At 50.5% G+C, this 26,777-nt stretch carries 22 protein-coding genes; 13 read left to right on the top strand and 9 right to left on the bottom strand.

Annotated features, from left to right (window positions below):
* Nucleotides 1-96 precede the first annotated feature (96 nt).
* A complete protein-coding gene (locus ACZ50P_RS14490) occupies nt 97-1,899 on the top strand; it encodes a protein-disulfide reductase DsbD family protein (RefSeq protein WP_464131989.1) in 1,803 nt (600 codons plus the stop codon).
* Between the two features lie 83 nt (nt 1,900-1,982).
* Nucleotides 1,983-2,195 (top strand): YgaP family membrane protein, encoded by a 213-nt coding sequence (locus tag ACZ50P_RS14495; RefSeq protein ID WP_464118421.1) that lies wholly within the window; start codon nt 1,983-1,985, stop codon nt 2,193-2,195.
* Nucleotides 2,196-2,226: 31 nt separating this feature from the next.
* Here ACZ50P_RS14495 and ACZ50P_RS14500 read toward each other — a convergent pair whose 3' ends face one another.
* Together ACZ50P_RS14500 and ACZ50P_RS14505 are read right to left on the bottom strand one after the other, a co-directional pair.
* Nucleotides 2,227-2,985 carry a DUF5020 domain-containing protein gene (locus tag ACZ50P_RS14500; RefSeq protein ID WP_464131990.1) on the bottom strand — a complete coding sequence of 253 codons (759 nt, stop codon included), beginning with the start codon at nt 2,983-2,985 and terminating at the stop codon, nt 2,227-2,229.
* 86 nt (nt 2,986-3,071) lie between these two features.
* Nucleotides 3,072-3,575, bottom strand: a complete 504-nt coding sequence (locus ACZ50P_RS14505; protein WP_464118423.1) for a hypothetical protein — start codon at nt 3,573-3,575, stop codon at nt 3,072-3,074.
* A 109-nt stretch (nt 3,576-3,684) separates the two neighbouring features.
* On the opposite strand from ACZ50P_RS14505, the gene ACZ50P_RS14510 reads away from it, so the two are divergent.
* From ACZ50P_RS14510 to rfaE2, 11 genes are all read left to right on the top strand, one after another.
* Nucleotides 3,685-4,734, top strand: a complete 1,050-nt coding sequence (locus ACZ50P_RS14510) for a hypothetical protein (protein WP_464118424.1) — start codon at nt 3,685-3,687, stop codon at nt 4,732-4,734.
* Complete coding sequence (locus tag ACZ50P_RS14515) at nt 4,689-5,576, top strand: pseudouridine synthase (protein ID WP_464118425.1); 888 nt, start codon at nt 4,689-4,691, stop codon at nt 5,574-5,576. Before ACZ50P_RS14510 ends, ACZ50P_RS14515 begins: the two co-directional genes overlap by 46 nt.
* Before the next feature lie 9 nt (nt 5,577-5,585).
* Entirely contained in the window at nt 5,586-6,476 is an 891-nt protein-coding gene (locus ACZ50P_RS14520) for an EamA family transporter (RefSeq protein ID WP_464118426.1), read from the top strand.
* Nucleotides 6,477-6,553: 77 nt separating this feature from the next.
* Nucleotides 6,554-10,882, top strand: coding sequence for a tail fiber domain-containing protein (locus ACZ50P_RS14525; protein ID WP_464131991.1), 4,329 nt, complete (start codon nt 6,554-6,556; stop codon nt 10,880-10,882).
* A gap of 72 nt (nt 10,883-10,954) precedes the next feature.
* The gene (locus tag ACZ50P_RS14530; protein WP_464131992.1) at nt 10,955-15,106 is read left to right on the top strand and encodes a tail fiber domain-containing protein; all 4,152 of its coding nucleotides are present in this window, start codon (nt 10,955-10,957) and stop codon (nt 15,104-15,106) included.
* Between the two features lie 22 nt (nt 15,107-15,128).
* On the top strand, nt 15,129-15,413 hold the full coding sequence (locus ACZ50P_RS14535; protein WP_464131993.1) for a hypothetical protein: 285 nt from the start codon (nt 15,129-15,131) through the stop codon (nt 15,411-15,413).
* 92 nt (nt 15,414-15,505) lie between these two features.
* Nucleotides 15,506-16,135, top strand: a complete 630-nt coding sequence (locus tag ACZ50P_RS14540) for a hypothetical protein (protein WP_464131995.1) — start codon at nt 15,506-15,508, stop codon at nt 16,133-16,135.
* Nucleotides 16,128-17,027, top strand: a complete 900-nt coding sequence (locus ACZ50P_RS14545) for a 50S ribosomal protein L11 methyltransferase (protein ID WP_464131996.1) — start codon at nt 16,128-16,130, stop codon at nt 17,025-17,027. The genes ACZ50P_RS14540 and ACZ50P_RS14545 overlap by 8 nt, the downstream gene beginning before the upstream one ends.
* Nucleotides 17,024-17,785 (top strand): RsmE family RNA methyltransferase, encoded by a 762-nt coding sequence (locus ACZ50P_RS14550; protein ID WP_464131997.1) that lies wholly within the window; start codon nt 17,024-17,026, stop codon nt 17,783-17,785. The genes ACZ50P_RS14545 and ACZ50P_RS14550 overlap by 4 nt, the downstream gene beginning before the upstream one ends.
* Before the next feature lie 14 nt (nt 17,786-17,799).
* Nucleotides 17,800-18,582, top strand: coding sequence for a metalloendopeptidase (locus ACZ50P_RS14555; protein ID WP_464118435.1), 783 nt, complete (start codon nt 17,800-17,802; stop codon nt 18,580-18,582).
* A gap of 9 nt (nt 18,583-18,591) precedes the next feature.
* On the top strand, nt 18,592-19,059 hold the full coding sequence (gene rfaE2 / locus ACZ50P_RS14560; protein ID WP_464131999.1) for a D-glycero-beta-D-manno-heptose 1-phosphate adenylyltransferase: 468 nt from the start codon (nt 18,592-18,594) through the stop codon (nt 19,057-19,059).
* A 150-nt stretch (nt 19,060-19,209) separates the two neighbouring features.
* Here the strand turns inward: rfaE2 and ACZ50P_RS14565 are convergent, their stop codons facing one another.
* The 7 genes from ACZ50P_RS14565 to ACZ50P_RS14595 all read right to left on the bottom strand — a co-directional run bounded on the left by ACZ50P_RS14565 (nt 19,210) and on the right by ACZ50P_RS14595 (nt 26,775).
* Nucleotides 19,210-19,953: a hypothetical protein gene (locus ACZ50P_RS14565; protein ID WP_464132000.1), complete on the bottom strand. Its 744-nt coding sequence runs from the start codon at nt 19,951-19,953 to the stop codon at nt 19,210-19,212.
* Nucleotides 19,954-19,998: 45 nt separating this feature from the next.
* Complete coding sequence (locus ACZ50P_RS14570; RefSeq protein WP_464132002.1) at nt 19,999-21,048, bottom strand: hypothetical protein; 1,050 nt, start codon at nt 21,046-21,048, stop codon at nt 19,999-20,001.
* Between the two features lie 130 nt (nt 21,049-21,178).
* Nucleotides 21,179-21,547: a YkgJ family cysteine cluster protein gene (locus tag ACZ50P_RS14575; protein WP_464118440.1), complete on the bottom strand. Its 369-nt coding sequence runs from the start codon at nt 21,545-21,547 to the stop codon at nt 21,179-21,181.
* A gap of 12 nt (nt 21,548-21,559) precedes the next feature.
* Entirely contained in the window at nt 21,560-22,696 is a 1,137-nt protein-coding gene (locus tag ACZ50P_RS14580; RefSeq protein ID WP_464132003.1) for a polysaccharide deacetylase family protein, read from the bottom strand.
* Between the two features lie 6 nt (nt 22,697-22,702).
* Entirely contained in the window at nt 22,703-24,124 is a 1,422-nt protein-coding gene (locus ACZ50P_RS14585) for a GumC domain-containing protein (protein ID WP_464118443.1), read from the bottom strand.
* 102 nt (nt 24,125-24,226) lie between these two features.
* Nucleotides 24,227-25,495: an MFS transporter gene (locus ACZ50P_RS14590; RefSeq protein WP_464132005.1), complete on the bottom strand. Its 1,269-nt coding sequence runs from the start codon at nt 25,493-25,495 to the stop codon at nt 24,227-24,229.
* Nucleotides 25,492-26,775 carry an O-antigen ligase family protein gene (locus ACZ50P_RS14595; protein ID WP_464132006.1) on the bottom strand — a complete coding sequence of 428 codons (1,284 nt, stop codon included), beginning with the start codon at nt 26,773-26,775 and terminating at the stop codon, nt 25,492-25,494. The genes ACZ50P_RS14590 and ACZ50P_RS14595 overlap by 4 nt, the downstream gene beginning before the upstream one ends.
* Nucleotides 26,776-26,777 lie beyond the last annotated feature (2 nt).

Here is a 26,777-nt window from a genome sequence, read left to right on the forward strand (position 1 = left end):
TTTCTCTATCGGACCGAACTGTGTTAATATTGAGGCAGTCGCAAATAAACTTGCCCATAGTCTGGAGACGGACTATGACGGGCCAAGAGGAAAAACATGAGATTCAGCCTGTTTTACGTTGTAGTTTTAATTCTCTCTTTATTCGCAAGTCCTAAGTCCTGGGCCGCTGATCCAAACGACACGGACCCTCTTTTGGCGGAAACCAAAGTCCTTCCCTATGAATGGAGCCCGGGTCAGGGCGGAAGCATTGAAATAAAAATGAAGCTGCCTGCTGGCTATCACGCCTATGAAGATAAATTCAGCGTGGTGATTCTGGAGCCGGATGGATTTAAGGTGGCTCCCTTTAAGATCGAACCGTTGATCACCTGGAATGACAAGTTTTCAAAAAAGATGCGCTCAGGGATAGTGAACGAAGCCACGCTGACGGCGCACATTGAAGCCCCTCACCGCTTCCTGAAGCGCCATACAAAAATGAAGATGGAGCTCACTTATCAAGCCTGCTCCGATCAGTTCTGCCTGTTCCCGACAGTAAAAACTCTTGAGGTCCCCATAACAGTCACCCAGGTCGAAGGCGAATCGCAGATCATGGAAGCCGATGTGCAACCCACGGTTGCACCGACATCCTTCTTTAGCATTGATAACTTCCAGAAGTATCTTGGCTCCAGTATGTTTGCCGGGCTGATCTTTGTATTCTTGGCCGGAATCTTTACCAGCTTCACTCCGTGCATCTTCCCAATGATTCCAATCACCCTGGCCGTGTTGGGAAATCATTCGAACGAACGCACACGTCTGCAAAACTTTTTCACCAGTTGTATCTATGTTCTGGGGATTGCGACGACCTATTCTATTCTTGGACTGATTGCAGCTTCCAGCGGTGGCATCTTTGGTGCCAGCCTGGGCAATCCTTATGTGCTTTCCGTTATCTGTGCAATCTTCCTGGCAATGGCGCTTTCCATGTACGGTCTTTATGATCTGCAAGTGCCAGCATTCCTGCGCAATAAGTTTGGACGTGGGACCCAGAAAAAAGGAATTGTAGGCGTCTATCTGACAGGATTGTTCGCCGGTATCGTGGCAAGCCCTTGTGTGGGGCCGGTGCTGGTGGCGATTCTGACTTACGTGGCCTCTACACAAAACAAGACCCTTGGATTCATTTACCTGTTCGTTTATGCCTTGGGATTAGGTTTGATCTTTATCGCACTGGGACTTTTCAATCAGTTGGCGAAAGCCTTGCCAAGATCCGGCACGTGGATGAATGCCTTTAAATTCATTCTGGGCACCCTGATGTTGTCGGCCTTCTATTACTATCTGGAGCTGCTGTTGCCGGATCGTTGGTTCGATGGCGCCCTGGCTGTTGGATTGATCATTCTGGCCAGTGTCTACGGAGCTTTCCTGCCAGCAGCGGGAAAATCCACATTGCAACACATTCAAAAGGGTCTGATGCAATCCGTTTTAATCGTGGGTATCGGATACATGGTGATTGCAACGTTTGATCTGCGTCCCTACATACGCAGTCAGATGATGGGAACCGCCAGCATCAATCAGATACAGAAAATGAACTGGCAACCCTATTCTGAGGCCCTGCTGCTTCAGGCTGCCAAGGATCAAAAACCCGTGATCATTGATTTCTGGGCTGACTGGTGTGCTGCTTGCCACGAACTGGAAGAACACACTTTCACAGATCCTCGAGTCCGGGCACTTTCAGAAAAGTTCGTCATGTTGAAGTTCGATGCCACAAAAGATTCGGCAGAACTCAAAGAGCTTAAGAAAAAGTACAATATCCAAGGACTCCCAACGGTTGTCTTTATCAATGCTCACGGTATGTGGATTGACGCTCTGACATTGACCCAGTTTGAAAAGGCGCCGGAATTCATCAAACGCATGGAAAAAGCGTCTCAATAGACTTTCAACCGGGGTTTTATGTCCTGGATCATATTCGAACAGGTCTCTTTGGGGATATAATTGTCCTATAAAAGGAGGCCTTTATGTCTGTCTTTCAAAAAAACGAAGGCTCATTAGATAGAACTTTAAGAATCGTCGTCGGGCTTGTATTGGTCAGTCTTGCTTTTGTGGGCCCCGCAAATCCGTGGTTCCTGCTGGGAGCAATCCCCTTAGTCACAGGTTTGGTCGGCTGGTGCCCCGCTTATCAGATTTTTGGACTGAACACCTGTCGATATAAAAAAGTCATGAAAATGTAAGCTCGGTGCTGGGTTTCCAGCACCCGCTTTTCTAAAAAATCCAAAGCACCTTGGCCTGGGGGACATTTTCAGTCAGGCCATCGACGCCATACTTATTGCTCCAGTATTTGTATTCCAAACCAGCTTTCAATGGCACCTTTTGGGCTGTCTTGCGACTCAGGTCGTACAGGAAGTTTGCCTGAATGTGCACGTTGTCCTTCAAAGTGCCTTCAACCCCGGCCCAATCCAAGAAGCCAGAAAACTCCAGCGGCAGCCAATCCCCACCGGCACGCTTTAACCATGCCACGGTCAATTGCCCCGTATGCCCGTCAATGCCCACAACATCCCGATATAGAAACTGAGTGGCCAGATAGTCAAAGCCCACATCTTTCCATTCCAAGGTCACGCCGGCCAAGTTCGCCCGCCGAGCAGGTCCCTGGGGGATCTCAAAATTCAACTGAAACAAGACGTCTTTCAGCCACGCATCCGGCGCGCTGAAAGCCCCCATCTTTCCCAGACTGAACGCAGGCGCGAACTCTCCGTAATAGGAGGTGCTGCTTTCGGTGTCAGGACTGACAATATCAAAGAAAAAAAAGTTGGAACCGTAGTCCCACGGACTCAGATGTTCAAATGTCACGACGGTGGCTGAGTAGGACGTGTCCCCGGGTTTCTTGTACGAATCACCGTGAAGGAACTGCACATTGGTCTGAGACCAATTGGCGGCCTGAGTTGTGATGGAAAGAAAAAGCGTCAGAAGAGTGATTATGTTTTTAAGCATGTCGAAATAGGTTAGATATCTCGACGAACTCAAAACAACTCGCATTCAGTTTTCTATGCGGAAGTACTGTTCAGTAGCGGGCAGCGCCGACAACGGTCCGCCCGCGAAGGATTCGGATCTTACAGACGCTTCAAGCGGGAGATTTCCATTTTGGCTTCATTCAAAGCCGCTTGGCTTGCGATCATCTGAGCTTCTTTTTCCGCGAGAAGCTTTTGCAGATGGTTCATGCGAACTTCAAAGCTTTTGATAACGTTATTATGACGATCCACCATTTCCTGAACTTTCAGATCCAAGCTTTTGCGTTCGTTCACACGCTGGCTGAGCTGAGTGATCTTTTGGCCGGCTTCTGTGGCAAGCCCGTTGTGGCTTTGCTCCAGGCGGTTCAGCATGTGGTGCTGTTTTTCAAACTTGATGTTGGATGTTTTGATCAGTTCATTCACGGTCGCAACGACCTTGTTCAACTGTTCTGCCAACGCCTGGTTTTGGGCTTTCAGTTCAAAAATCTGCCGGTCCGTATTCAAGTAGCTGTTCGGGGCTGTCCCCATGGCAGAAACGCTGTCCATAGCGGAACTCTTGGCCACTTTCTTTTCCCCAAACAATTCTGGATTCAATTCTTTATGCATAATCGGGCCCCTCCGTAGGACTTAAAAAATTCTGCCTTTCCAGTATATTTTCTCTGGACTAAAAATTCAAATGTTCATACTTTAGGGCCGACATGCAGAGAGGGGAAAAATGCTAAAAGTTGGACAGCTTTTGAAGTTTGTTTCTGATTTAAATCCGCAGAACACTCCGACGCGTCTGTCTTTTTTCAATTTCCTTCGTGGTTTCCCTCATCCTGATGACGTTTTGACTCCGGAACTGATCGAAATGTTCTTCAATTACTGCATGGACTACCCGCACTGGGCGTCCAATAAGCAGCAATTGGGCCATGAAGTTCAGTTTCTTTTGGAAAACTTCAATGGCTTTTATCAGCAGAAGTTTGACCTAACCCCGATTCGCTTCCCGCAAACGGTCCAACTTATTGAGATTGAACATTTCTCCGACCTTATTGACGCGGTGAGTTCATATATTAAGACCCAATGCGCTGAAGGTGAGAAGTTCCGTATCCTGCCAGATCAGAACAAACGGGCCGTGGCGATCATCCTTCGCGAAGACAAATCCCTGGAAGTCCGTACTTTTGATCGCAAGTTCACAATCCGCAACGGGCTTTTGGAGCCTTTGCGCAAGGATCTGGTGCTTTACTATACGTCTGAATTGGAACTCAGCTCCCAGCATACCCACAAAATTGAGGTGGCCCCCTACATCACCGCCCAGTTCCGCGTCGTGAATGACAAGGTGACGGGGTCTCTTTTGCGCGGCTACGTTTTCCAAAAGCTGCTTGAGATGAAAAATGAGCCTTTGCAGGAACAAACCCGTCTTTTGTTCCCGATCAAACGCCTGGAGCAGTTCTTTGTCGATCGCCGTACCGATCCTTATTATCAGGATCTGGTCAGCCAACTGGAAAGAACCTGTGCTCTTATCCAACAGGGTGACTCTGAAGCCCTGAAATGGTCCTCTATTGTTCTTTCCAAGGCTGAAACAGCCGTGGATAACGTCTTTTTGGGAGACAAACTCATGACTCTGCTGGCTCGTGACCTCCGCCATGCCATCGCCGAGTACAACCGCAAGAATATCTCCTCTTCCGGCCTCAGTAGTGATATATTGATCACTCAACAATTACCCGAGGCCGATGAAGAATGTCTGAAAATAACTCCTCTGAAAGAGTTCGACTTAATAAACTAATTGCTGACAGTGGCTTGGCATCCCGTCGTCATGCAGACCGCATGATCGAAGAGGGACAAGTGACTGTAAACGGTAAGCGCGTTTACGAGTTGGGTGTCAAAGTAGATCCGCAAAATGACCGTATTCTGGTTGACGGCAAACCTTTGCGCAAACCTCTGACTCAGAAAATCTATGCCATTCTGAACAAACCCACAGGCGTGTTAACGACAATGGAAGATCCTTTGGATCGTCCGACAGTGGCCGAATATCTGGCTGACATTCCAGTACGTGTGTTCCCGGTGGGGCGTCTGGACTGGGACTCTGAAGGAATGCTGCTTTTGACCAATGATGGTGATTTCGCCAACAAGGTGATGCATCCAAAGGCCGAAGTGACCAAGACTTATCTGGTCAAACTCAGCGGCAAACCCGAACCCGCGCAATTGGATAAACTGCGCAAAGGTGTTTCCATCGTGGGCGGTCGCGTGTCGGCCCGCCACATTGAAAAAGTCAAAAAAACTGGCGAGAACAAATCTGAAAAGTACGAATGGTACAAAATCGTGATCACTGAGGGTAAGAACCGTCAGATCCGTCAGATGTTTGCTAAAATCGGTTTTGATGTGATGAGACTTCAGCGCGTGGCTATCGGCCGTCTGCGTATGGGTGCCATTAAAACCGGCGAACTGGCCTACTTGAACGAAGCGGCCGCTCAACGTGTCTTCCTTGCCGACGATCCGGAAGAAGTAAAAACAAAACGCACCTATAAAGGACGCGCGACTTCCATCAAGAAGACGGCCAAACCGGCTTCCAAAGTGAAGACTCAGAAAAAACCAAGCAAATATAAAAACGGCCAACGAGTTAAATAATCCCTGCCTATGAAAAACATGAACCCACGTCTTCGCGGAACTATTGAAATATCCCTGGCGAGCGTGGGTTTTGGTTTTTTAGGAGTGTTCGGAAAATGGGGTTTTGATTCAGGCCTTTCAGTCGGCGAAGTGCTTTCCTATCGCTTCACTTTGGCGGCAGTTCTGATGTGGATCGGCCTGCTGTTGTTCCGCCCCTCATGGGTTCGCCTGACCTTGCGCCAGACCGTGATCGCCGCCTTGCTGGGAATCTTCGGTTACGCCTTCTTTTCCACTTTGTATTTCACGGCTGTTCAAGGCCTCAGTGTCACGCTGGCAGCACTCTTGCTTTACACCTATCCATTCTGGGTGAATATTTTTTCACACTTCTTTACGGAAGATAAGATTTCCCGTCGCGAGGCCCTGTGTCTGCTGGCGGCTTCCAGTGGTCTGGTACTTCTTTTATGGGGACATATCGAAGTTAAAAATATCTGGGCCGTCGGCGCCGGACTGGCTTCTGCGATCAGCTATGCGATCTATGTTTTGCTTTCTGGGCGTTTGCAGAAAAACGTCCGACCGATTTCTTCGTCTCTTTATGTTATTACTTTCGGGGCCCTGGCTTTGTCGCTCTTCCACCATCCGCACTTTTCAGCGATTCAGAATCTTTCCAATATTCAGGCGTCCAGTATTCTGGGCCTGGCCTTGGTCTGTACCATCATCCCTCTGACCTTTGAATTGGCAGCTTTGCAAAAATTAAAAAGCACCGAAGTCGCCCTTCTGATGATGATAGAGCCCATCACAGCGGCCATCATGGGAGCTGTTATATTTAAAGAGTCCCTGAGCCCTATTCAGATCCTTGGAGCCCTTGTGATTGGTGCGGCCCTCGTCATCAACACGACCACTCTCAAAGTGAGACAGAGCTAAACTCAGGGATCCCTTTTAATAGTGCAATCCAGACCCTAAAAGCTCATGTTTCTTGTTAAAAAACCGACAAGATAAGCATGAGAAGCGGTACGTACCTGATACAAATTATCGTGTTTCTGTGCGCCGGAATCGCCGGTGCGGCTCCGAATTCTCTGACCTATCAAGGGCGCATTATCAACAGTGATGGCAAAGGTCTTGAGTACAATAACGTCAGCTTTCTTTTTGAGATCACAAGTCCCAACGGAACTTGCGTCATCTATCGCGAGCAAAAAAATGGCGTGAACCTGCAAAACTCCGGTGGAGTTTTTGATGTTCCCATAGGTTCCGGCACCAAGATGTTCCCGACGGACCCGTTATTTACACTGCTGGATGCCTTCAACAACACCCTGGAGCACAACTGCGCCGGGGGCTCCAAGTATCAAGCTGTTTCCGGTGATATTCGTTTCCTCAAAGTGCAGTTTCATGACGGCTCCGGCTGGAAAGTGATTTCTCCGGCGAATGAAATTCGCACAGTTCCTTATGCGGCTTATGCCAAGTCCGCGGAAATGCTGGGCGCCAATGTCATCGATGACTTCTTTTTAAAATCTGACTTTCCCGTCTGCCCGGCAAATAGCTTCCTGACTCGCACGGGCAGCACCTTGTCCTGCGCCGGTATTTCTGGCGCCAATGGTGGTACTGTGACCAATGTCAGCTCTGGCAGCGCAGCCTTGACCATCACTGACAATGCAACAGCTCCGGTGATCACTTTGAACATAGGCCAAACTGCAGGAACCGTGGCAGCGGGGAATGATCCTCGTTTCACAGACTCTCGTGCCCCCATCGGGGCAGCCAGTGGGGACCTGTCTGGCAACTACCCTTCACCGTCGGTTGCAAAAATCCAGGGCGTTGCCGTCACTGCGACAGCACCGACCGCAAACCAGTTCTTAAAGTATGTTGGTACAGAATGGACACCATCGACAATCAGCCAAAGTGATGTCAGTGGCTTGTCAGCGACCTTGAACAACTACATGTCTGACGCCGAATTCAGTGCGGCTGTGGCGAACGCGGGCTGCAATCCGCATGAGACCATGTACTGGAATTCTGTGGCTGGATTCTCCTGTCAGCCGATCAATGTGTCTGTTGCCGGGGATGTCGGTGGAACTATCGGCGCAACATCTGTGAACAAAATAAAAGGTGTCCCCGTGGATACAACCGGTCTCGCCACCGGACAGGTCTTAAAGTATGACGGAAGCAAATGGGCTCCGGCGGCCGACAACGATTCAAATTCCGGCGGAACAGTGACTAATATAGCCACCGGTACCGGCCTGAGCGGAGGCCCGATCAGCACGACGGGGACGATCTCCCTGGCAAACACGTCGGTGACTCCGAACTCCTATGGTTCCACTACTCAAGTGGCCACGTTCACCGTCGATGCGCAAGGGCGTCTGACTGCAGCCGCCAATCAGGCCATTGCCTTTCCGGTAACCACTGTGGCCGGCCGCACGGGCGCTGTCACATTAGACGTGGGTGACATCGGCAATGGCGCAGGGAAATACTTTATCTATCGCCCTAACAATACAGCTTGTACTGACGGACAGGTCCTGAAATGGGTTGCTGCCAACAATCGATGGGAATGCGGCACGGATACAGACACTTCTTCCGGTGGCACTGTGACGAACATTGCCACAGGCACGGGCTTGACCGGAGGTCCTATCACCTCCACTGGAACCATTGCCCTGACCAACACGGCGGTCACTCCTGGAGCTTACACTCGCGCGAATATCACCGTCGATGCCCAAGGCCGTTTGACTGCTGCGACTAATGGTGCCGCCATCAACCTGGCCTCTGAAGTTACTGGGACTTTACCGATTGCCAACGGCGGAACTGGAGCGAGCACAGCTTTGGCGGCCTTCAATGCCCTATCCCCTTTGACGGCCAAAGGTGATGTTCTGGTTCGTGATGGCGCCAACAACATCCGTCTTCCCGTCGGCACAAACGGTCAGGTGCTGACCGCGGATTCCGCACAAGCTTCGGGTCTGAAGTGGGCGACTCCAACAGTCGGCACTGTGACCAATGTCACGGGGACTGCTCCCATTCAAGTCGCCACCGGCACAACCACACCCGTGATCTCGGTTGACAATGCAACCACGACAACCAAAGGCGTGGTGCAAGTGGGCTCTGGTATCGCCGTTTCTGCGGGTACAATTTCTGCGGATCCGGCCAACTTCCCTTCTGCAGTTCCATTGAGCAAGGGCGGGACTGGTACCACAGCCTTAACAGCTGATCGTCTGCTTGTGTCTAACAGTACGGGATCGGCGGTTATTCCGTTTACGTGCGGCACAACTCAGATGATCACTTTCAACGCGTCAGGCATCATGGGCTGCACTAATTTCTCTTCAGCCGGCTTCTTTGCCAATGGTGGAAATACTCTGGCAGCCAATGCCACACTGGGCACCAACGACGCTTTCTCTTTGAACTTTGAAACCACCAACATCACACGTATGACCATCCACAAGGATGGATATGTCGGTATCAATACAACTCCGGATACCAATGCTTCTCTAATCGTCAGAGCCCCAGCCACAACAAAATCAGCTCTTATTCTTTCAGGACCTGATGCTGGCAAAGTGGAAATGGAATACATCCGCGATTCCGCCTGGCTGGGAAATATCGGCTATACCGATGCCACCAATTCAAATCTCTATGTAACCAACGGAACCAACGCTCATATTATTTTTGATACAAACAATGTCGAAAAGATGCGTGTCACCAACGACGGAAAGGTCGGAATTGACACGATCAATCCAGGCGCTCGTCTGCAGGTCGGACAGTGGGATGCTACGGCCAACTACAACGCCGTATTCGTCGGCTCCTATCACAACACTCTGGGGCAGGCACAGTTTGTTGGTAACTGGAATAGCACTGGTTACTGGGGAATCGGGCCTGTGGCCAATCCTGCAAGCAGTACCGTGCGCTTGGGTAATGCCAATGCCCAAGGGGACTGGCGTTCGACTCAGGATTTGAAGTTGGTCGTTCCCGGAGGCATTGCCATCGGAAGTACCTTAACCAGTCCCGAGCGTGGCTTCCATATGAAGGGCAGCGGCGGCATCAGTGATGACCTGTACATTCAAAGTGTCGGCAACACGGCCGAAGCCGCTGTTGTTTTGACCAAGGCTCGGGACAATGCGGGTGCCGAGTCCCCTGTGTTGACGGGTGATTCACTAGGATTCTTGGCAATGCGCGGTTGGGACGGCACCGCTTACTCCAATAGCACGGCCATCAGCTCCTATGCCGAAGCCGACTATGCCACAGCCAAGTCTGCCTATATGGCCTTCTCAACCATCTCCAATGGATCCTACGGTGAACGCATGCGAATCACCAGCGGGGGACAATTAGGAATCGGAACAACTTCTCCGAGCGTGCGATTGCATGTGCAAGGATCCAACTACAATGCTTCTTCCGCAGCCCTTGAGCGCAATGAAAACGCCACCGCCGGCCCGGGTATTCAACTGATGAAGTCGCGAGGAACCGCATCAGCAAAAGCAGCCGTTCAAAGCGGCGACACATTGGGAAATGTGCTTTACAACGGTTATGGGGATGCAACGACCGTGGGTCTTGGTGCCAATATCTACAGTGAAGCTTCTGCCACTTGGACTTCAACTTCGGCTCCAGCAGATTTGGTGTTTGCCGTAAACTCTGGCACGGGCTCCATGTTGGTTCCCACAGAACGAATGCGCATCTCCGCTCTTGGATGGGTCGGAGTCGGTATGGCAGGAACTCCAGGGGCTCCCTTCTACATCAAGAACGCCACGGCGCCATACATCGGCTTTGAAGAAGTTGATGCGAACCAAAAATTCTTCATGGGTGTCGACGGCGGCAACTTCTGGATTCGTCCAGGCCCAACAACAGGCACCACGGACATTATCACGGTCACCAACAGCGGAAACGTTTATATCGGCGGCAACACAGGTTCGCGGAAACTGTTCGTCAATGGAACTTCCGGAGGAACCGCAGCCTGGGAAAACTTATCCGATGCCCGATTAAAGCAGGATATCGAAATCATACCGGACTCCTTACAAAAAATACTGTCTCTAAAAGGTGTGACCTTCAACTGGCGTCACGATGTCCGTCCCGATCTGGATCTGATCGACAAAAAGGACATGGGTGTGATCGCTCAGGATGTTGAAAAAGTCTTCCCGGAAGCCGTCGACAAAGATGAGAAAGGCTTCCGTGCCGTGGCTTATACCAAATTAATCGGCCCGATGATCGAAGCCTTTAAGGAACTCTATAAATCCATCTCAGGGGTTCAGGCCGAGCTTCAGGCCCAGAAGCGCGAAATTGCTTCCTTAAAGCAGGAAAATCAAGAACTGCGCGAAGCCATCTGCGAGGTCAATCCAAAGGCCAAAATCTGCCAAAAAAAGAAGTAAGATTCGTTAAATTCTTGCAGAAATTCGATAATTTACCTCTTTCGAATCCTCCGAACAGCCGATAAGTTAAGCATGAGAAATGGAACGTATTTATTAATATTACTCTCATGGCTTTGCGCTTTTATTGCTGAAGCCTCGCCCAATTCTCTGACCTATCAGGGCCGGATTATCAAATCCAATGGTCAACCGTTGGAAAATAGCAGCGTCAGCTTTTTATTTGAAATCACAAGCCCCAACGGCAGTTGTGTCATCTATCGCGAACAAAAAGATGGCATCAACATGCTTAACTCCGCCGGGGTCTTTGATGTTCCGATCGGCTCGGGAACCAAACTGTTTCCCTCAGATCCTCTCTTCACTTTGCTGGATGCTTTTAACAACAGCAAATCACACAACTGCTATGGCAACTCCACTTATCCCGCACAAGCCGGGGATACGCGTCTTTTGAAAGTGCAGTTCCACGACGGCTCGGGCTGGAAAGTCATCTCCCCGTCCAATGAAATTCGCACGGTTCCCTACGCAGCCTATGCCCTGTCCTCGGAAAAACTGGGGCAAAACAAAGCCGAAGACTTCGTGCTTAAGGGAGCTCTGCCAACGTGTCCCGATGGCACGTTCCTGAAATGGAATGGCACGGCTTTAAGTTGTGCGGGGGTTACCGGAGCCAATGGAGGAACAGTTTCAGAGGTCACCTCCGCCAATGGATTCATCACCATCACAAATGGAACCAGCACTCCGCAACTGACTTTGCAGGTGGGAAACACAGCAAACACTGTGACCGTGGGGAACGATCCTCGTCTAAGCGATGCACGAACGCCCTCGGGTGCCGCCGCAGGTGATCTGGGTGGAACTTACCCAAATCCCAGCGTTGTCGCGCTTCAGGGGACTGCTGTCTCCAACGCCGCTCCCACCAATGGGCATTTTTTGAAATTCAACGGCACCCAGTGGTTGTCCGCGCAAATCAACACAGCCGACGTCAACGGACTCAACACAACACTGAACAACTACATGACCGATGCGGAATTCAGTGATGCTGTTGCAAATGCGGGTTGTGGTGCTCACCAGACCATGTACTGGAATGCGGTGAGTGGTTTTAACTGTCAGGCGATCAATGTCTCTGTCGCTGGTGATGTCAGTGGAACCATCGGAGCTGTGACCGTGAATAAAATCAAAGGTGTTGCTGTCGACACAACCGGCCTCACGCCAGGGCAGGTTCTGAAGTATGATGGAACGAAATGGGCGCCCGCCGCCGATAACGATGCAAACTCAGGCGGCACCGTCACCAACATTGCCACGGGAACCGGTCTTTCCGGTGGACCGATCACGACGACAGGAACAATTTCTCTGGCCAACACCACGGTCACGCCGAACTCTTATGGGTCCACAACTCAAGTCGGCACTTTCACCGTCGATGCACAAGGGCGTTTAACCGCAGCGGCCAATGCTGCGATCGCCTTCCCTGTCACCAGCGTTGCGGGCCGCACAGGCTCCGTGACCTTGGATGTGGGTGATATCGGTAACGCTGCCGGAAAGTACTTTATCTATCGCCCGAACAACACGGCATGTACGGACGGCCAGGTTCTGAAATGGGTTTCTGCGAACAACCGCTGGGAGTGTGCAAATGACACCGACACTTCCTCAGGGGGAACCGTCACAAGCATCGCCACCGGAACCGGACTTACCGGTGGAACAATCACTACAACCGGAACGATTTCACTGGCAAACACGACGGTGGCTGCGGGGTCTTATACCCGCGCAAATATCACCGTCGATGCGCAAGGCCGCTTGACTGCGGCTGCCAATGGGGCTGCCATCAATCTTGCCTCTGAAGTCACTGGCACTTTGCCTGTTGCCAATGGCGGAACGGGTGCAACAACTTCTCTGGGGGCTTTCAATGCCCTTTCTCCTCTGACCACAAAAGGCGATATATTAACACGAGATACCAGTAATAATATCCGTCTGCCGATTGGATCCAATGGTCAGGTATTGACTGTTGATACCGCGACAGCTTCAGGGCTGAAGTGGGCTTCCCCCACCGTTGGAACTGTCACCAGTGTTTCTGGAACCGCACCTGTGCAGGTGGCCAGCGGAACCACAACTCCTGTGATTTCCGTGGACCCGGCAACAACAGGGGCCCGCGGGGTTGTACAAATAGGCGCGGGAATCGCCGTATCTTCCGGCACGATCAGCGCAGACCCTGCTAATTTCCCGTCAACAGTCCCTGTTGCCAAAGGTGGAACCGGCGTTGCCTCGATCACCGCCAATCGCCTGCTGGCCTCGGATGGCACCGGCTCTAGCATCGTGCCTTTCACTTGTGCTGTGGGGCAAATGGTGACCTTTGATGCCTTAGGTGTCATGGGCTGCACTAACTATTCATCTTCAGGAATCTTCGCCAATGGAGGCAACAGCTTCGGAACTGCGGCGGTTCTGGGAACGAACGATGCCAACTCTCTGACCTTGGAAACCAATGGCTCGCCTCGAATGACAATTCTTTCAAACGGCGCTGTCGGTATCAACGAAACCTCCCCGACGGGAAGTTTTATGGTGTCGGGCACGGGGGCCACAGACATTCGCCTTCATGACAAATCAGTGGCCAATCCCTCCACTCTGCGCATCCTGACTCAGAACGGAGTCAACTATATTGAGTCCGGCACTGACTTCACGAACACAACCTCCGCGGACCTGCACTTTACTGACATGATGGGAGTCAATCGCTGGATGACCATCAAGGCGGATGGAAAGGTGGGGATCAAGACAGCCACCCCCGCCACCAATTTTCAAGTCAAAGGTGGAGCCATCATCGGGGATCTCACACCGTTCCCTGCAGCTTATTCCGTCATCCCGACTGAAACTCAGATGGCGGTTTTACGCAACAACACCGAAACCTCCGGCAACCTGACTGGCAGCGGAGTCTATCAACGCTTCAACCCGTCTGCCAACTCGACACTGTCCACCCACGCGTCGGTCAGTATTGTTGTGCCGAATGTTCCCGCGGGTGTCACCGTCACCAGCACCAACGAGGCGCTGTATACAGCGGCGACCCGCAATCGCTATGCCGGCAATATAGACGCGGGGACCGTCAGCGACCTGCGAGCCGCAAGCTTTATGTACGGACACGAAGGCTTCGAAGCAGGCAACTCTCCCACAACAAACAATGCCATTGGGTTACATGTCTTACCCCAACTTCAATCCGGAACCATCGGAACCATGTACGATCTTCTCCTGGCAGCTCCGACAACAGGTGGTACTGCGACGAACCGATACAGCGTCTATCAAGCCAGCGGCACGGCTAAGAACTATTTTGCGGGTCCTACCGGATTTAACACCGCTTCGCCCCTGGCCAACGTGCATATTGGCAGCTCGGGTGCGGGTAATACGGCTTACTCTTCTTTCCAGATCGGCAGTGACGCCACTGTCACCAACAACTTCCACATCGTGAATGAATTTGGGAGTTCCCGTCGCCTGAATTTCTATAAAGGCAATTTGGGTTCAGGTCAGATGCTGATGTCTTTGGATGCGTCAGGCTTGCTGACTTTGGGTGAATCCGGCTCTAACGGGATGGGAATACTCAGCCTGAAGCCCGGCACGGGCGATCACACTTATATTCAGTTCTTTGCCCGCACCGCAAGCCCCACCACTCGAAGCGGTTATCTTGGCATACCAACCACGGGGAGCACACTATTTAACATCGCCAACGAGATGGAGGGGGGCGATATGCACTTCATCACGAAAAACGGCGGTTCGATATCTCCCAAAATGGTTTTGTCTGCTGTCGGAAATCTGACGACCGTGGGCACCGTCAACGGTGCATCGGACATCCGCCTGAAGAAAGACATTCATACTCTTGAAGGCAGTCTGGAAAAGATCCTTCAGCTCAAACCGTCCTCGTATCATTGGAAAGACCCCTATGCGGATCCTCGGTTGCAAATGGGCTTTATCGCCCAGGAACTGGAACAGATTTACCCTCATGTTGTCGATCAGAACAAAAGCGGCATCAAGTCCGTGTCTTACATGAACATGATCGCCCCGATCACTGGCGCTGTGCAGGAGCTTTATCACAAATTCAAAGCGATGCTCATGAATCACGAAGATCGAATTTCGGCGTTGGAAAAGCAAATGACCGCCTTACAAAAACAAAATGAGGATCTACGCCAACAGAATGAAGATCTAATGAAATATATCAGGTCTCAAAATGAGAAAACTCAAAGAACTCCGGCTTCCAGCCGATAAGTATTTTGTGCGGAGGTTGCACGTGAAATGGATCGTACTGGCTTCACTTATGATTCTTGCCACAGGATGCTCGATGGATGCGTCACTGGAGCAAATTTCAGAGAACTCTCCAATTAAATTTCAGGATCCTGCCAAAACAACCGGTTTGGTTTCCGGTTCCACTCAGACAGGAACCGCCACAGGTGGCGGTGTGACTTATCATGTGCAAAGCACTGTGGGTAACTACATGTCCGGTATCGAGCAGACCACCGAAGACAAGACCTACAAAGTCTACAGCTCTGTTCAGGGCGCCATCGTTTCCAACTGACGGACCTTCGGTCAAACCAAGGTCCAGAGCCCTCAAGTTTCAAAATAAGACAGCCGATAAAGGGAACAGACAAACCATGGAAGGGTTTTCTTATGATGTTCTTAATTGCATTCCTGTTGGGATTTTCGACGCCATCGCAGGCCGCTGACATGTCAGTGGTGGATGTGCGCAGAAACATCACGCTGTCTGAAGAAGACACCGTTTACAAAGACTTCTACATCAATGTCACTCCCGGCTCTGGCTTAAAGAAGAATCTGGTGGTCACCGCCGTCCGAAAAATCAACGTGCGTGATGCCAGTGGTGCCAATGCTGTTGGTGAAATCATGGTCCCGGTGGGACAACTTAAAATCATCGCCGTCTATGACCGTGTGGCCGTGGCACGCGAATTCACCCTGCTATCCAGGGATGAGCTCCCCATGCTGGAGCAAATTGGCATTATGACCGGCGACCGCATTGATCTGGGGGGCTCGTTTATTGACAACTCCAAACCCAAACGGCGCAAGATTGCCGAAGCTGATACCCCGGCCGCCACCCCCTCCCCGGCCGTGACCGTGGTTCAGACGCAGGTTATTACGACTCCCAACCTGGCCCCAGAGACCGCCAACCCTGTAGTTTCTGCAAACCCTCCACCAGTGACATCCACGGTGGTTCAGGCGTCCCTGCAAACCGCAGAAAAGCTTGAAAAATCGGTGGTTTCTGATAACACCACTCGGAATGAGTGACACAAATTCCTACTTCCGTATCCGCCTAAGCCAGGTTCCTGCTGAACTTGAAGACATCATCACCACACATTGCTTTGAATGTGGCGCTTCGGGCGTCACTGAAGCCTTGCCGTTCACACAGCCTGATCTGACTTATGATCCTCAAATTCTTCACGTTCGTGCCCATGAATTGGACGTGTTTTTTCCAGAGCGCCCGGGCTGCAATTTCTTTGATGGCCTGATCGAACTTAATGAAGACATCAAGTGGCATATCCATGAAGAAGAAACCAAAGACTGGTTGGAAGAATGGAAAAAGGGCTTCAAGCCGTTCAAACTTGTCGGTGACTTCTGGGTTGTCCCTTCCTGGCTGACGCCTCCTCCAGAATGCAAACATCCGATCTATATTGATCCGGGCATGGCTTTCGGAACAGGCACTCATGCGACCACTCAGATGATGGCTTTTTTCATTCACAAGCTGGCTGAAAAATACAAAGGTCAAATCGGCAACTGGACGATGTTGGATGTCGGCACTGGCACAGCCATTTTGGCAATGCTGGCCGAGATGGCCGGTATGGGCCTGGTCACCGGGATCGAAATTGACCCTGAAGCCCGCCGAGTGGCGCGCGAAAATATCAAGCTCAACAAGGTGGAACAAATCTCCATCCCCGAGTCTTTGATCGAAGACCTGCGTGAACAGTACGATGTGGTCGTGGCCAATATCATCGACGGCGTTCTGATCAATATCAAAAAAGACCTTATGCGCGTTCTGAAACCCGGTGGTCACATGCTGCTAACGGGTATTCTCGAAGAGCGTGACAACCACTTCTTCGAAAAGTTCCTGGAAGGCTCGGGCCTGACTGTGATCCGTCGCCTTGAAAAAGACGAGTGGGTTGGTTACTGGGTTCAGTCATGAGACGTTATTGGATCGACAAAAAAGATCTCTTTCAAGATCAGGTGAACTTCACCGGGGATGTGTTTCATCACATCTTCGATGTTTGTCGTCAGGAAGTGGGATCCAAATTTGAAGTGCTGACTGAAGACAGTAAAGCTTACTTCGTTGAAGTCACCCAAGTTTCCAAAAAGACTGCCACCGCGCAGATTCTTGAAACTCGGGATATCCCAGCTCTCAAAGAACCTCACCTTCATCTTGTTCTTTCCCTGTCCCGCTTTCCCGTGATGGATGCCATCATGGAAAAGGCGGTGGAAATGGGCGTTTCCAGCATCCATCCCTTCTTCTCTGAATTTAGCTTCTTGAGAAAAGGGGAAAAGCTGTCGGATAATAAAACCGACCGCTGGGATAAAATCGTCAAATCCGCCACTCAGCAAAGTGGACGTGGCGACCTGATGAAGATCCATCCGGCCATCCCGTTTGAAAAGATCTCGGATTTAATTAACCGAAATGACTCCGGTGTGGGTCTATTTGCTTATGAGGGTCCGGCGACTCTAAGCATCAAGGATTATGTCACCAAAGTTAAATCTGACCGTCCTCAAGGGATCAAAGACATCTGGATTATCGTGGGCAGTGAGGGGGGATTCTCTCACCGCGAGGTTGAGGAATTCCAAAAACTAGGCCTTCATCCAGTCACCTTAGGGCCCCAGGTTCTGCGAGTTGAAACGGCTTGCATGACCTTGGTCTCCGTCCTAAAGTATGACTTTGATCTGATGTGTTGATTTAAGGAGAAGGCATGGATCCTTTTGAGGAATTTGAGTTTAAGCCGCTCACCGATGGTTTGGGTTTTCACAAGAAAAAACAAAACAATGCATCCGCTCAGGATAAAGCTGAAGCTTTCTCTGTCAGCCCGGTTCTTAAGGATAAAGGTCTAGAGCTTATCGAAGAGGCTTCGACGGATCCTCTTCGTCCACCACTTCCTCGCAAAAAAGCCTCCCCTGTCCCACCAGCTCCGGGTTCATTGACCGAAGTGGGCGGTGATGGTGCGGCTTCATCCACAGCCGTTGATGAGATCCTGAAGACACTGCAAAAAAATCGCCGTTTGGATTTGGACAAAGCGCCTCAAAAAATCACTGGAACGGCAGCCAGAGAAGAATTCAAAAAGACGACCTGGAGCTTCTCGGCAGCGCTTTTGGACGGAATGTTGGTGATCGCTGCGAGCTTGCTGTGCATGATCATCCTTTTGGTGATCACTAAAGTAGATCTGATCGGCAATCTGACCAATCCAGATGCTCAAGGCATGATCTATCTTTCCACCTTCTGCCTGTTTGCGGGTGTGGCGTTCATTTATCTGACAGTGAATCGTATCTTTGTGGGCTGCACTCCGGGAGAGTGGGCGTTTGATCAAAGAATCGGCAAGCCGGAAGAGCTGAACAAAGCCGCTTACTCTTTGAAAGTGGTTGCCCGCAGCCTGCTCGTGATCGCGACAGGTTTCGTGGTGATGCCAATTCTATCTGTTCTGTTTAATAAAGACTTCGCGGGCGCTATCACGGGCGCACAGCTTTACAAGAAAGCATAAAAGACATCTATGGGTCAGGTTTGCACATTTGAAAATATTGAAGAAACTCTGGCCCCGATTCGCGCTCAAGGCAAAAAAATCGTTTTCACCAATGGCTGCTTTGATCTTCTGCACGTAGGGCATGTTCGCTACTTGCAGGAAGCCCAGCGCCTGGGCGATGTCCTGGTTGTGGGTGTGAACTCTGATGCCAGCGTCAAACGCCTGAAAGGCCCTACCCGCCCGGTCCAAATTGAAAACGACCGCGCAGAGATTCTGGCAGCCTTGGGTGCTGTGAATTTCACGGTGATCTTCACCGAAGACACTCCCGAAAATCTGATTCACAAAGTGAAGCCTGACATCTTAGTCAAAGGCGGCGACTGGAAAATTGACTCCATCGTCGGCGCGCCGTTTGTTATGTCCTACGGCGGAAAAGTCATGTCCTTGCAGTTTGTGGACGGAAAATCCACCACCAAACTCATCGAAAAAGCCCAAAAATAAAAAATCTACCCAACTAGATCATAAGTTTAGATCGGTCAAAAAGGTTCAGCCGCGAGGCGGAAGGTAACCCTCGCAGCGCAGGCGTGCTCAATGCACGTCGGAGCGAGAAGGTTGCCTTCCAACGACGTCGGATGGGCCTTTTTCACCGATCTAAAAGCGGAAGCCTATTTTGGCGCTATAGACCGAGTCCGAATAACGATCAATTTGCATCGCCAAGAACATCTTGGAAATATCGATGTTAAGCCCAAACACAGCGTGATCCTCTACGATATCCTGAGTCACCGTATTCTGATCGGCCGTGATGCCGTCCGCTCCACCGATGAAAGTTCCCGTCGCACGGACACGTCCAAATCCCGTATAGATGGCAAGTCGATCCATCGCCACGGTCGCAATCAGATCCAGCCCCATCGTGGAAACATTGATCAGGTTGGAAAAACTGGCTCCACCACCATACAACATCGCAGTCAGACTCAAAGGAAAGAAGCTGGCTTCATAAAAGCCCCAGCGCAACTGAGCGCCGTAGTTCTGCATTTTCTCGCCCTGAATCGTGGGTGTGAAATAAAACAGGGTGTCGATGTTGTAGTAAAGGCCTTTGCCGACAGTCAGGGTGTAGAAGTTAAACTCCCCTTTGTCTTCGGTCTTGCTTCCCAGACTTGCCAAATCTTCGGCGGGAATAAATTCAGAGGACAGTCCCACTTCAATTCCAGTGTAACCACCCAGAGGATAGGGATTGTCCAGAATCTTGGAGGCCGAACCAAATCCCAGTATCTGCAGGGCGCGTGTCTGATCTTTGGCATTCAAATTTCTAGGCAAATCTGTAGCCGCAAAGACCTGAGAGGTCCCAGCTATCAAAGTTATCACAAGAATGTTTCGCCAGAAATGAAGAAAGCCCATAAATATGGGCTTATTCTCGTCGAAAACAGGCGGGCCTGTCCAGTTTTAAAGAGCCGCAACGGCCGAGGTTTGGATTTGACTCAAGGCTGCAGAGGCCAAGCTGGCGATTTCACTGTCCTGGCTTTGCGCCAACTGCTGGAAGACGGGGATAAACTTCGCATACCCAGCCACAGAGTTAATAGCCACATCACCGCGAGACCCACGGGGATCATTCAAGTTCGTGCCCGCCTTAGCCGCCACATAACCTTCCATCACTACCTGAGTTGCCACCGTCACTAATTCTGAATTGTCGCTTTTCAGAACAGACATCAGAATTCCCATGCGACCGGAAACCGCATAGCTCAACATGTAGGAATGAAGCTTTGTCTGCACTTCCGGAGCCACCTGATCGAAATACTGAGCGGCCACGGCGAAACTTTTTTGACTGTAAGTGCCCTTGAGCGCCGCCAAGCCCAGATCCTGCGTCTCTGTTTTATTGCTGCGAAGAAGCTCTGTCACGATTGTATAGAACGTCTGATCATCCACTTCTTTTGCGCTGTAAGCGGCAATCAGCTTATCCAGGTTTTCTTTGGTCGGCTGAGCCTGCAACAGGGCTCTCCACTGGTCACCAGAAAGAGTGTTCTTGGTGTCAGTCGTATTGGCTGTATTTGTTTTGTTTGTATTTTGCTGATAGTTCTGCGGAACATTGCCATCACCCACGGTGATGTCGTCAGAGGTCAAGCCAGAAGCGGGTGCTGCATCGACCACATTCACTTCCACAGAAGGCTTTTTGATAGCAGTTGGAGTTTTTTTAGAGTCCGCTTTCTTGGCAACAGCTTTTGCCGGAGCCTGCTGAGGCGCTGCCGCCTTTGCCTCCACTTTCTTTTCGTCAGCTTTCTTCTTTGCAAACGGATTCTTATAATCGCGCGAAATCTCTCGATCCCCCAGATCAAACAACGCCGCCAGAATGGATTTAGGACGAGGCATCTCGTAGATCACTTCCATCTCGCCGATAGCGCTTTGAACAGGGGACTTCAGCAGATAACCCATCCCGCCAATCATAAGAAGGGCAAAGCCTGCAATCGCGATTTCGAGTTTTTTATCTGTGAAGCTCATAAGGGCCTCCTGTTCTTATCAGGAGTAAGAGCAGCGCTTATGCCACTTCAGAGCGAATATAAAGGTCTTGGCACGCCCCACCCTGAGACAGAGCCCAACAAGAGCACCCCCCTGTCAGAATTTTCGACAACTAGCCCGGGCAGAACCCCGGACGGGGGCCAATGGAAGGGAACTGACGGCAGGTGTCCGGGCGCTTCTCATAGACCGTACACAGGCGCGTTTTAGAATCTAAAAACAGGCAGTCCCGGTTGGCCTTCTGAGAGAGCATAAAGAACTCTGTCCCGGATCGATACGAGACGATAATGCCTTCTTTTATCAGTCTTTTTGCTAACTTTTTAATCGAGGTTTGGGCCTCATCCTCGGTGGCAACACCAAGTCGGATGAGGTCCGAGAGTTTGATTTCAACCGGCATTGTGCAGCAGCCGCCGAAGCAGCCATTGCACATCCCCGTCTTATAGGGCTTCCAGGTTGATGGACGATCGATATCCGTTTTTCTCATGAACTTTTAAAACTATGGCAGTCTTTTCTTAACCAGCTTGCTGTTGTATCGCGCAGACAAATCTGCGGGCTGAATTAGTACAATACTGTAGCCACGGTTGTAAAGCTCACGCAGGAACTGAGGCATGATTTCCGCCGTTTTCCTTTGGATGTCATGGAACAGAACCTGCCCACGGCCTCGCTTTTCAATCTCCGCGATTGTGGTGCGCAGCAGATTTTCATTCGTCTGAGCTCTCCAGTCATTGCTGTCGATCGACCAGAAGAATTCACCTGTGGAGTTGTTCTTCAGGAAGTTCTTAAGCTCCGGGGAACCCTCACCATAAGGGAAACGGAAGAACGGATCCACCCAACCAATCGCATCATAAACAGCCTGGTGTCCGCCTTTGATTTCAGCCACGGCTTCATCAAAAGTCAGGTTGCGACCATTGGTCTTACGGCAGGCAGAGCTGCTGCCCAAGCACGCGTGTGTCGTCGAGTGCGTTCCGATAGAGTGACCATCTGCCGCAACTCGCTTCACGATGTCAGGGTTTGCGCGGACCGCCTTACCCATGTGGAAGAAGATCGCTTTCGCATTTACTTCCCTGAAGGCACGCAGGATTGCATCAGTGTACTGACCATTCGGACCATCATCAAAAGTGATGATCACTTCCTTGCGCGCCACATCTCCGGTCACTGCGTGATAACCCTTGGACGTGTCACGTTTTTGAATATTCGTCGGGAACTGGAAGTTGTTGCCAGAGTAAACCGCCTTAAGGGCGTGACCTGGAACGTCCAAAGTCTCACGTTCTTTGTCGAAGTGTTCATCCACCTTCTGCAACAGCTCCTCTTTACAAGAGCTGACCAGAGCACGGTTATTTTCATCACGGATTTCATTCTCAAAGATCGTCAAGGACTGACCATCAAGTTTGTTCAGCTCCGTGCACAACTCTTCTTTCATGGCTTCACGCTTTGTGGAATCAACCATGAACTCGTGGCGCCAGTTGGCGAACAAGGCTTCCGGGTTGGCTTCAGAATTTTCCCATTCAACCAGGTTCTTAGCCTCTTGGTTGACCGTCACTGCCTGACGAACACTGCTGCCAATCTGACTTCCACACCCCACCAGGGAAGTCGCAGATAACAAAATCATACCCCCGAAAACAAACTTCTTCATAGTCACCTACTGCGAAACATCGGTCCCTTGACCGACATTAAGAACGTTCCAAGCCATCTTCTGCTGTTCGTCCTCGTTAACTTCATCCTTCTTGGTTTCCGGTTTCTTCAAACTAAACTTAATTTTGGAATTCTCAATAATCACCCGTGGATCCACAGAGTGATTGTCGAAAATAACCAGGTTGCGGGACGCCTGCGCTGTCACCACGTGCGGATTCCACAGGTAACGGAAATAAATTACCAAGGAGCCCACAAACTGACTTAATAGCAAGGACAACAGCCCCAGACTTAAAAGTCCGATCTGTGGCAATGTCGTCTCCCAACGAGCACGCTCCAACACTTCAAAACGAGTGTCGATGGAAATTTTCATCGCATCCAATTTGGTCAAAGCTGTGCTCAGTTCCTTATAGCGGTTGAACTCCAGCTCGGACTTCTTTTTCAGGTCTTCCACCATTTGCGCTGCGAACGGTAGATCCTTCACTTCCTTCTTCAAGCGCGCAATAGAAGCCTGCACCTGGCCAAGTTTCCCGGCCAGGATGTTGTTTTCAATTTTTAATGCTTCGATACGACCACCAACACCATAAAGGGCACTTTCCTTCTGCTTCCCACGTCCTGCTTGAAGGTAGTCGATCATTTTTCTATTTTCTGCCATCTTCAGTTTGATCTCATTGGATCGCACCAAAAGGTCAGACACGTAATCACCCATTTTATCTTTGGAAGCCAAAGGTAAAAGGTTTTCATCTTTATTCTGCATCTCTGCCAGTTGCTTCCCAAGGGCCACCAGCTTCTGATCAGCATCGACTTTTTGTTTGGACATGAAATCTTCCACACGGTTGATTTCCGCCAGTTCCCGTTTTTTCAGCATATCTGCCGCCAGTTCCGATGCCGTGTTCGAAAGGAACAAGGACATGGATTTTACGGGGGTCACAGCTGCCACACGGATCTCGAAATCTGAATCCAGATTTATGCGAGTCCAAGCATTCAGCACTTGCAATAATTGAACCCGGCCTTCAGGGTTGCCTTCCAGGTCCTTCAAATATTTGTCACGGAAGATCTCAAATCCTTTACGTTCCTCTAGAGTGATTTCCTGGCTGTTTCCGCGCTCTTCAATGCGCTTTAAAAGGGCCTCATAGAACTCACGGGTTTTAAGGTATTCGATGTGTTTGGATAAGACACTACTGCCCTTTTTGGACTCTTGAACGGATTTTGAAAGTCCATAGAACTGATTGGAAAAGGCTTGCAAAGACGAGTTCTGGGAATCGTGAATAACTATCGTGGAATTCGCCACAAACGGAATTTTAACGATATAAACAAGAACACTGATAGCAAACAGCACGGCCGTAAAGACGGCAAACATCCGCCAATGAGATAAGTACAGTTTGATAATTTCGCCTACCGTGAGTTCCGGTTCCATATGCTGATCACTCATATTTCCCCACCTTTTCATCTAACAGACCGTAAGCATTGGTTGTGCCACCGTTTTTCAGCCTTGGCCTGTGTTTAATGTGCAATGAGGATTAAGAGTTTGAAATTACTTCACGGCAGGGCGCCCATTTGACAGCTTCCACAGCACAAGGACCGCCAGAATAAAAAGACCGCCCACCAGGGGGCCAAAGGCGAGACTCAATCGAAAATGTGTGGTTTCTGGCTCTTTTGTCAGCGCCCAGGTCAGGAGCTGTCCCGTAACAGCCAACGCCAACCCGCGAGAGATTTTGCCGACCATTTTCCAGACCCCGAAATACAGGCCCAGTTCGTCATGCCCGGTGCGCTCTTCTTCCGCCTTCACGATATCTGTCAGCAAGGACTCTAAAAGCACTGCCGAGCCCACCAGAACCCCACCGATTAAAGAGGCCCACAGCAGCGCCCACCCCACTTGCGCCACTGGCAGGATGGGGTATATAAAGCAGCTGACCATTCCCAACAAAAACACTCCCCACATCAGCGCTTTGCGCTTGGGCACATAGCGAATCAAATACAGCCAGCCCGGAATCGACAAAGTAAATGAAAGCAGGAACAACAACAGAACGGTGGTGATTTCCGTCTCAGAAAATCGAAGACCTTCCCGATAAAAGTAAAGCGCCACAGAGGAGTTAAAAGTCAGCCCGATATTGGCAACAAAGTACGCCAGTAAAAGTGGTACAAAGTTCTTATTGTGCAAAGGCTGCCACATTGAAAACTTGGCGCTTGCTTTGCCCTCTGCCAAAGGACGGTTGTACTTCAGAGCCGTCAACCAGGACACCAGCGTGCCGATACACAACAGCCCAACAATCATCCATGCAGCCTGCGCGTAAGGTTTGGAATCTCTGGCTATCAAAAAATACCCTGGCACTGCGATACCAAAAATAGCGCCAAGATTTCCAAATGCCAGTCGCCAGCCAATCAAACGAGAGCGTTCGGCGGAATCCCCAGCCAGATCACCAACCAAAGCGGAATAGGGCACACTTAAACAGGTGTAGGCCGTGTTCACCAAAAGGGAAAACGTCAGCAGATAGAAAAACTTCGACGCCATGGAGGTCATCGGAGGAGGATTCAGCAAACCCATCATGGAAACTGACAAAAATACCAGCCCCCAGGGTAAGAACGAATAACGCTCTCCCCGACGGGATCGAACGCGGTCAGAATAGTAACCGATGAGCGGATCAATCAACGCATCCCAAAAAATGGAGAGCCCCAAAGCCAATCCGGCCCACGAAGAGCTCAATCCCACTTCCTGAGTATAGAAGACCAGCAAATGTAGACGCAGGAAGATCTCAACGCAGTTGATTCCCAATTCCGCAAAGCCGTAGCCAGGACCTTTCATTTCTTTCCTATCCTGGAGACCGACGCCGCAATAAAGCCAAAGACCATCCAATAAAGACGATCGGCCATGCCCCCAATGGATAAGTGTATGTGATAGATAATGAGAATAGGAATATGGGACAGCAAATAGATCGCCACTTGCCGTTTAGAAATGTCAAAACTCAAAAGCGCTTTGAAAGAACCGACAACCATCAGAATCAATGAAATGCCCGCTAACACAAGAAGGGGCCAGCCACCGATCACCCCGGCCGAGATAAAGATATTGTGCGGATCCTTCATGGCATTGTAGTTGGAAACATCCACCTCATTGCCAGCCGCAAATTTGGAAAGCAGTCCATGCCCCAGCCAAGGCTCCTGAAGGAAAATCTGACTGCCACGCTCGACCTCTTCCCAACGAGAGGCAATGCCGTCCTGGGCCTCGCGAGATCCCAAAGAGTTCTGGCCCGTCGCAATCCCGCGGGCGAAGTCATAGACCTGATTCCCAAAGAACAGGGTGAAGGTCACAAGCAAAGACAAAAAGGCAAACTTAAAGATCCGCCCTTGATTGGTTGCCGTTTTATGCAGAACCATTGTCACAACAAAGGCCATCAGGGCAGCCGCCGCGGAAGAACGGGTTCCTGTCAGGATGATGGCCAGAAAACTTCCTGCAAGCACCAGGACATCCCAAACCTTATGTTTCATTTTACTGTCATCCAGCAAGGTTCCCAAAGAGAAAATAAAGGCCACGGTAGCACAGGTCACCATGTGGGGAATGTGTTTAAAAACACCGACAAAGCGTCCCCCCTTGAAGACGGCGCCACCGGCCACCACCCACAAAAGCAGAGAGATAAGTACCAGCACACCCGACCACTTCTGCACAAAGCGCATAAAGTCGCGAACATCCCAAAGACTTGGGATCAAAACCCCATAGACCACGATCATGAACAGGGACACCAGCAAGGCCCCCACCTGCATAACCGGAGATTCATCCGTATTCACATAGCTGATCTGTAAAAGAGTCTGCACAATCAGCGTCAGCATCAGAAGGAAGATAAAGAGCTTATAAAAGCCGCTGAGATGATGTCGGTCTCGGACCTTCAGCCATAACAAGGCCAGCGGAAGCCCCAGCAGAAAACACAGAAAGACGTTCACATACGGATGCAGCCCCTGCTGGAAGATCAGATAGGAAAAACTGTGTGGAACAGGAAGCAAAAAGCTTCCCAAAGAAATTTTGGAGATAAACAGCAGGGCCACAAGGGCTTTGATCAAAAATAAAATTCGACCGTCGCGGGCCCCAACCATCT

The organism is Bdellovibrio sp. CKG001 (assembly GCF_055397465.1).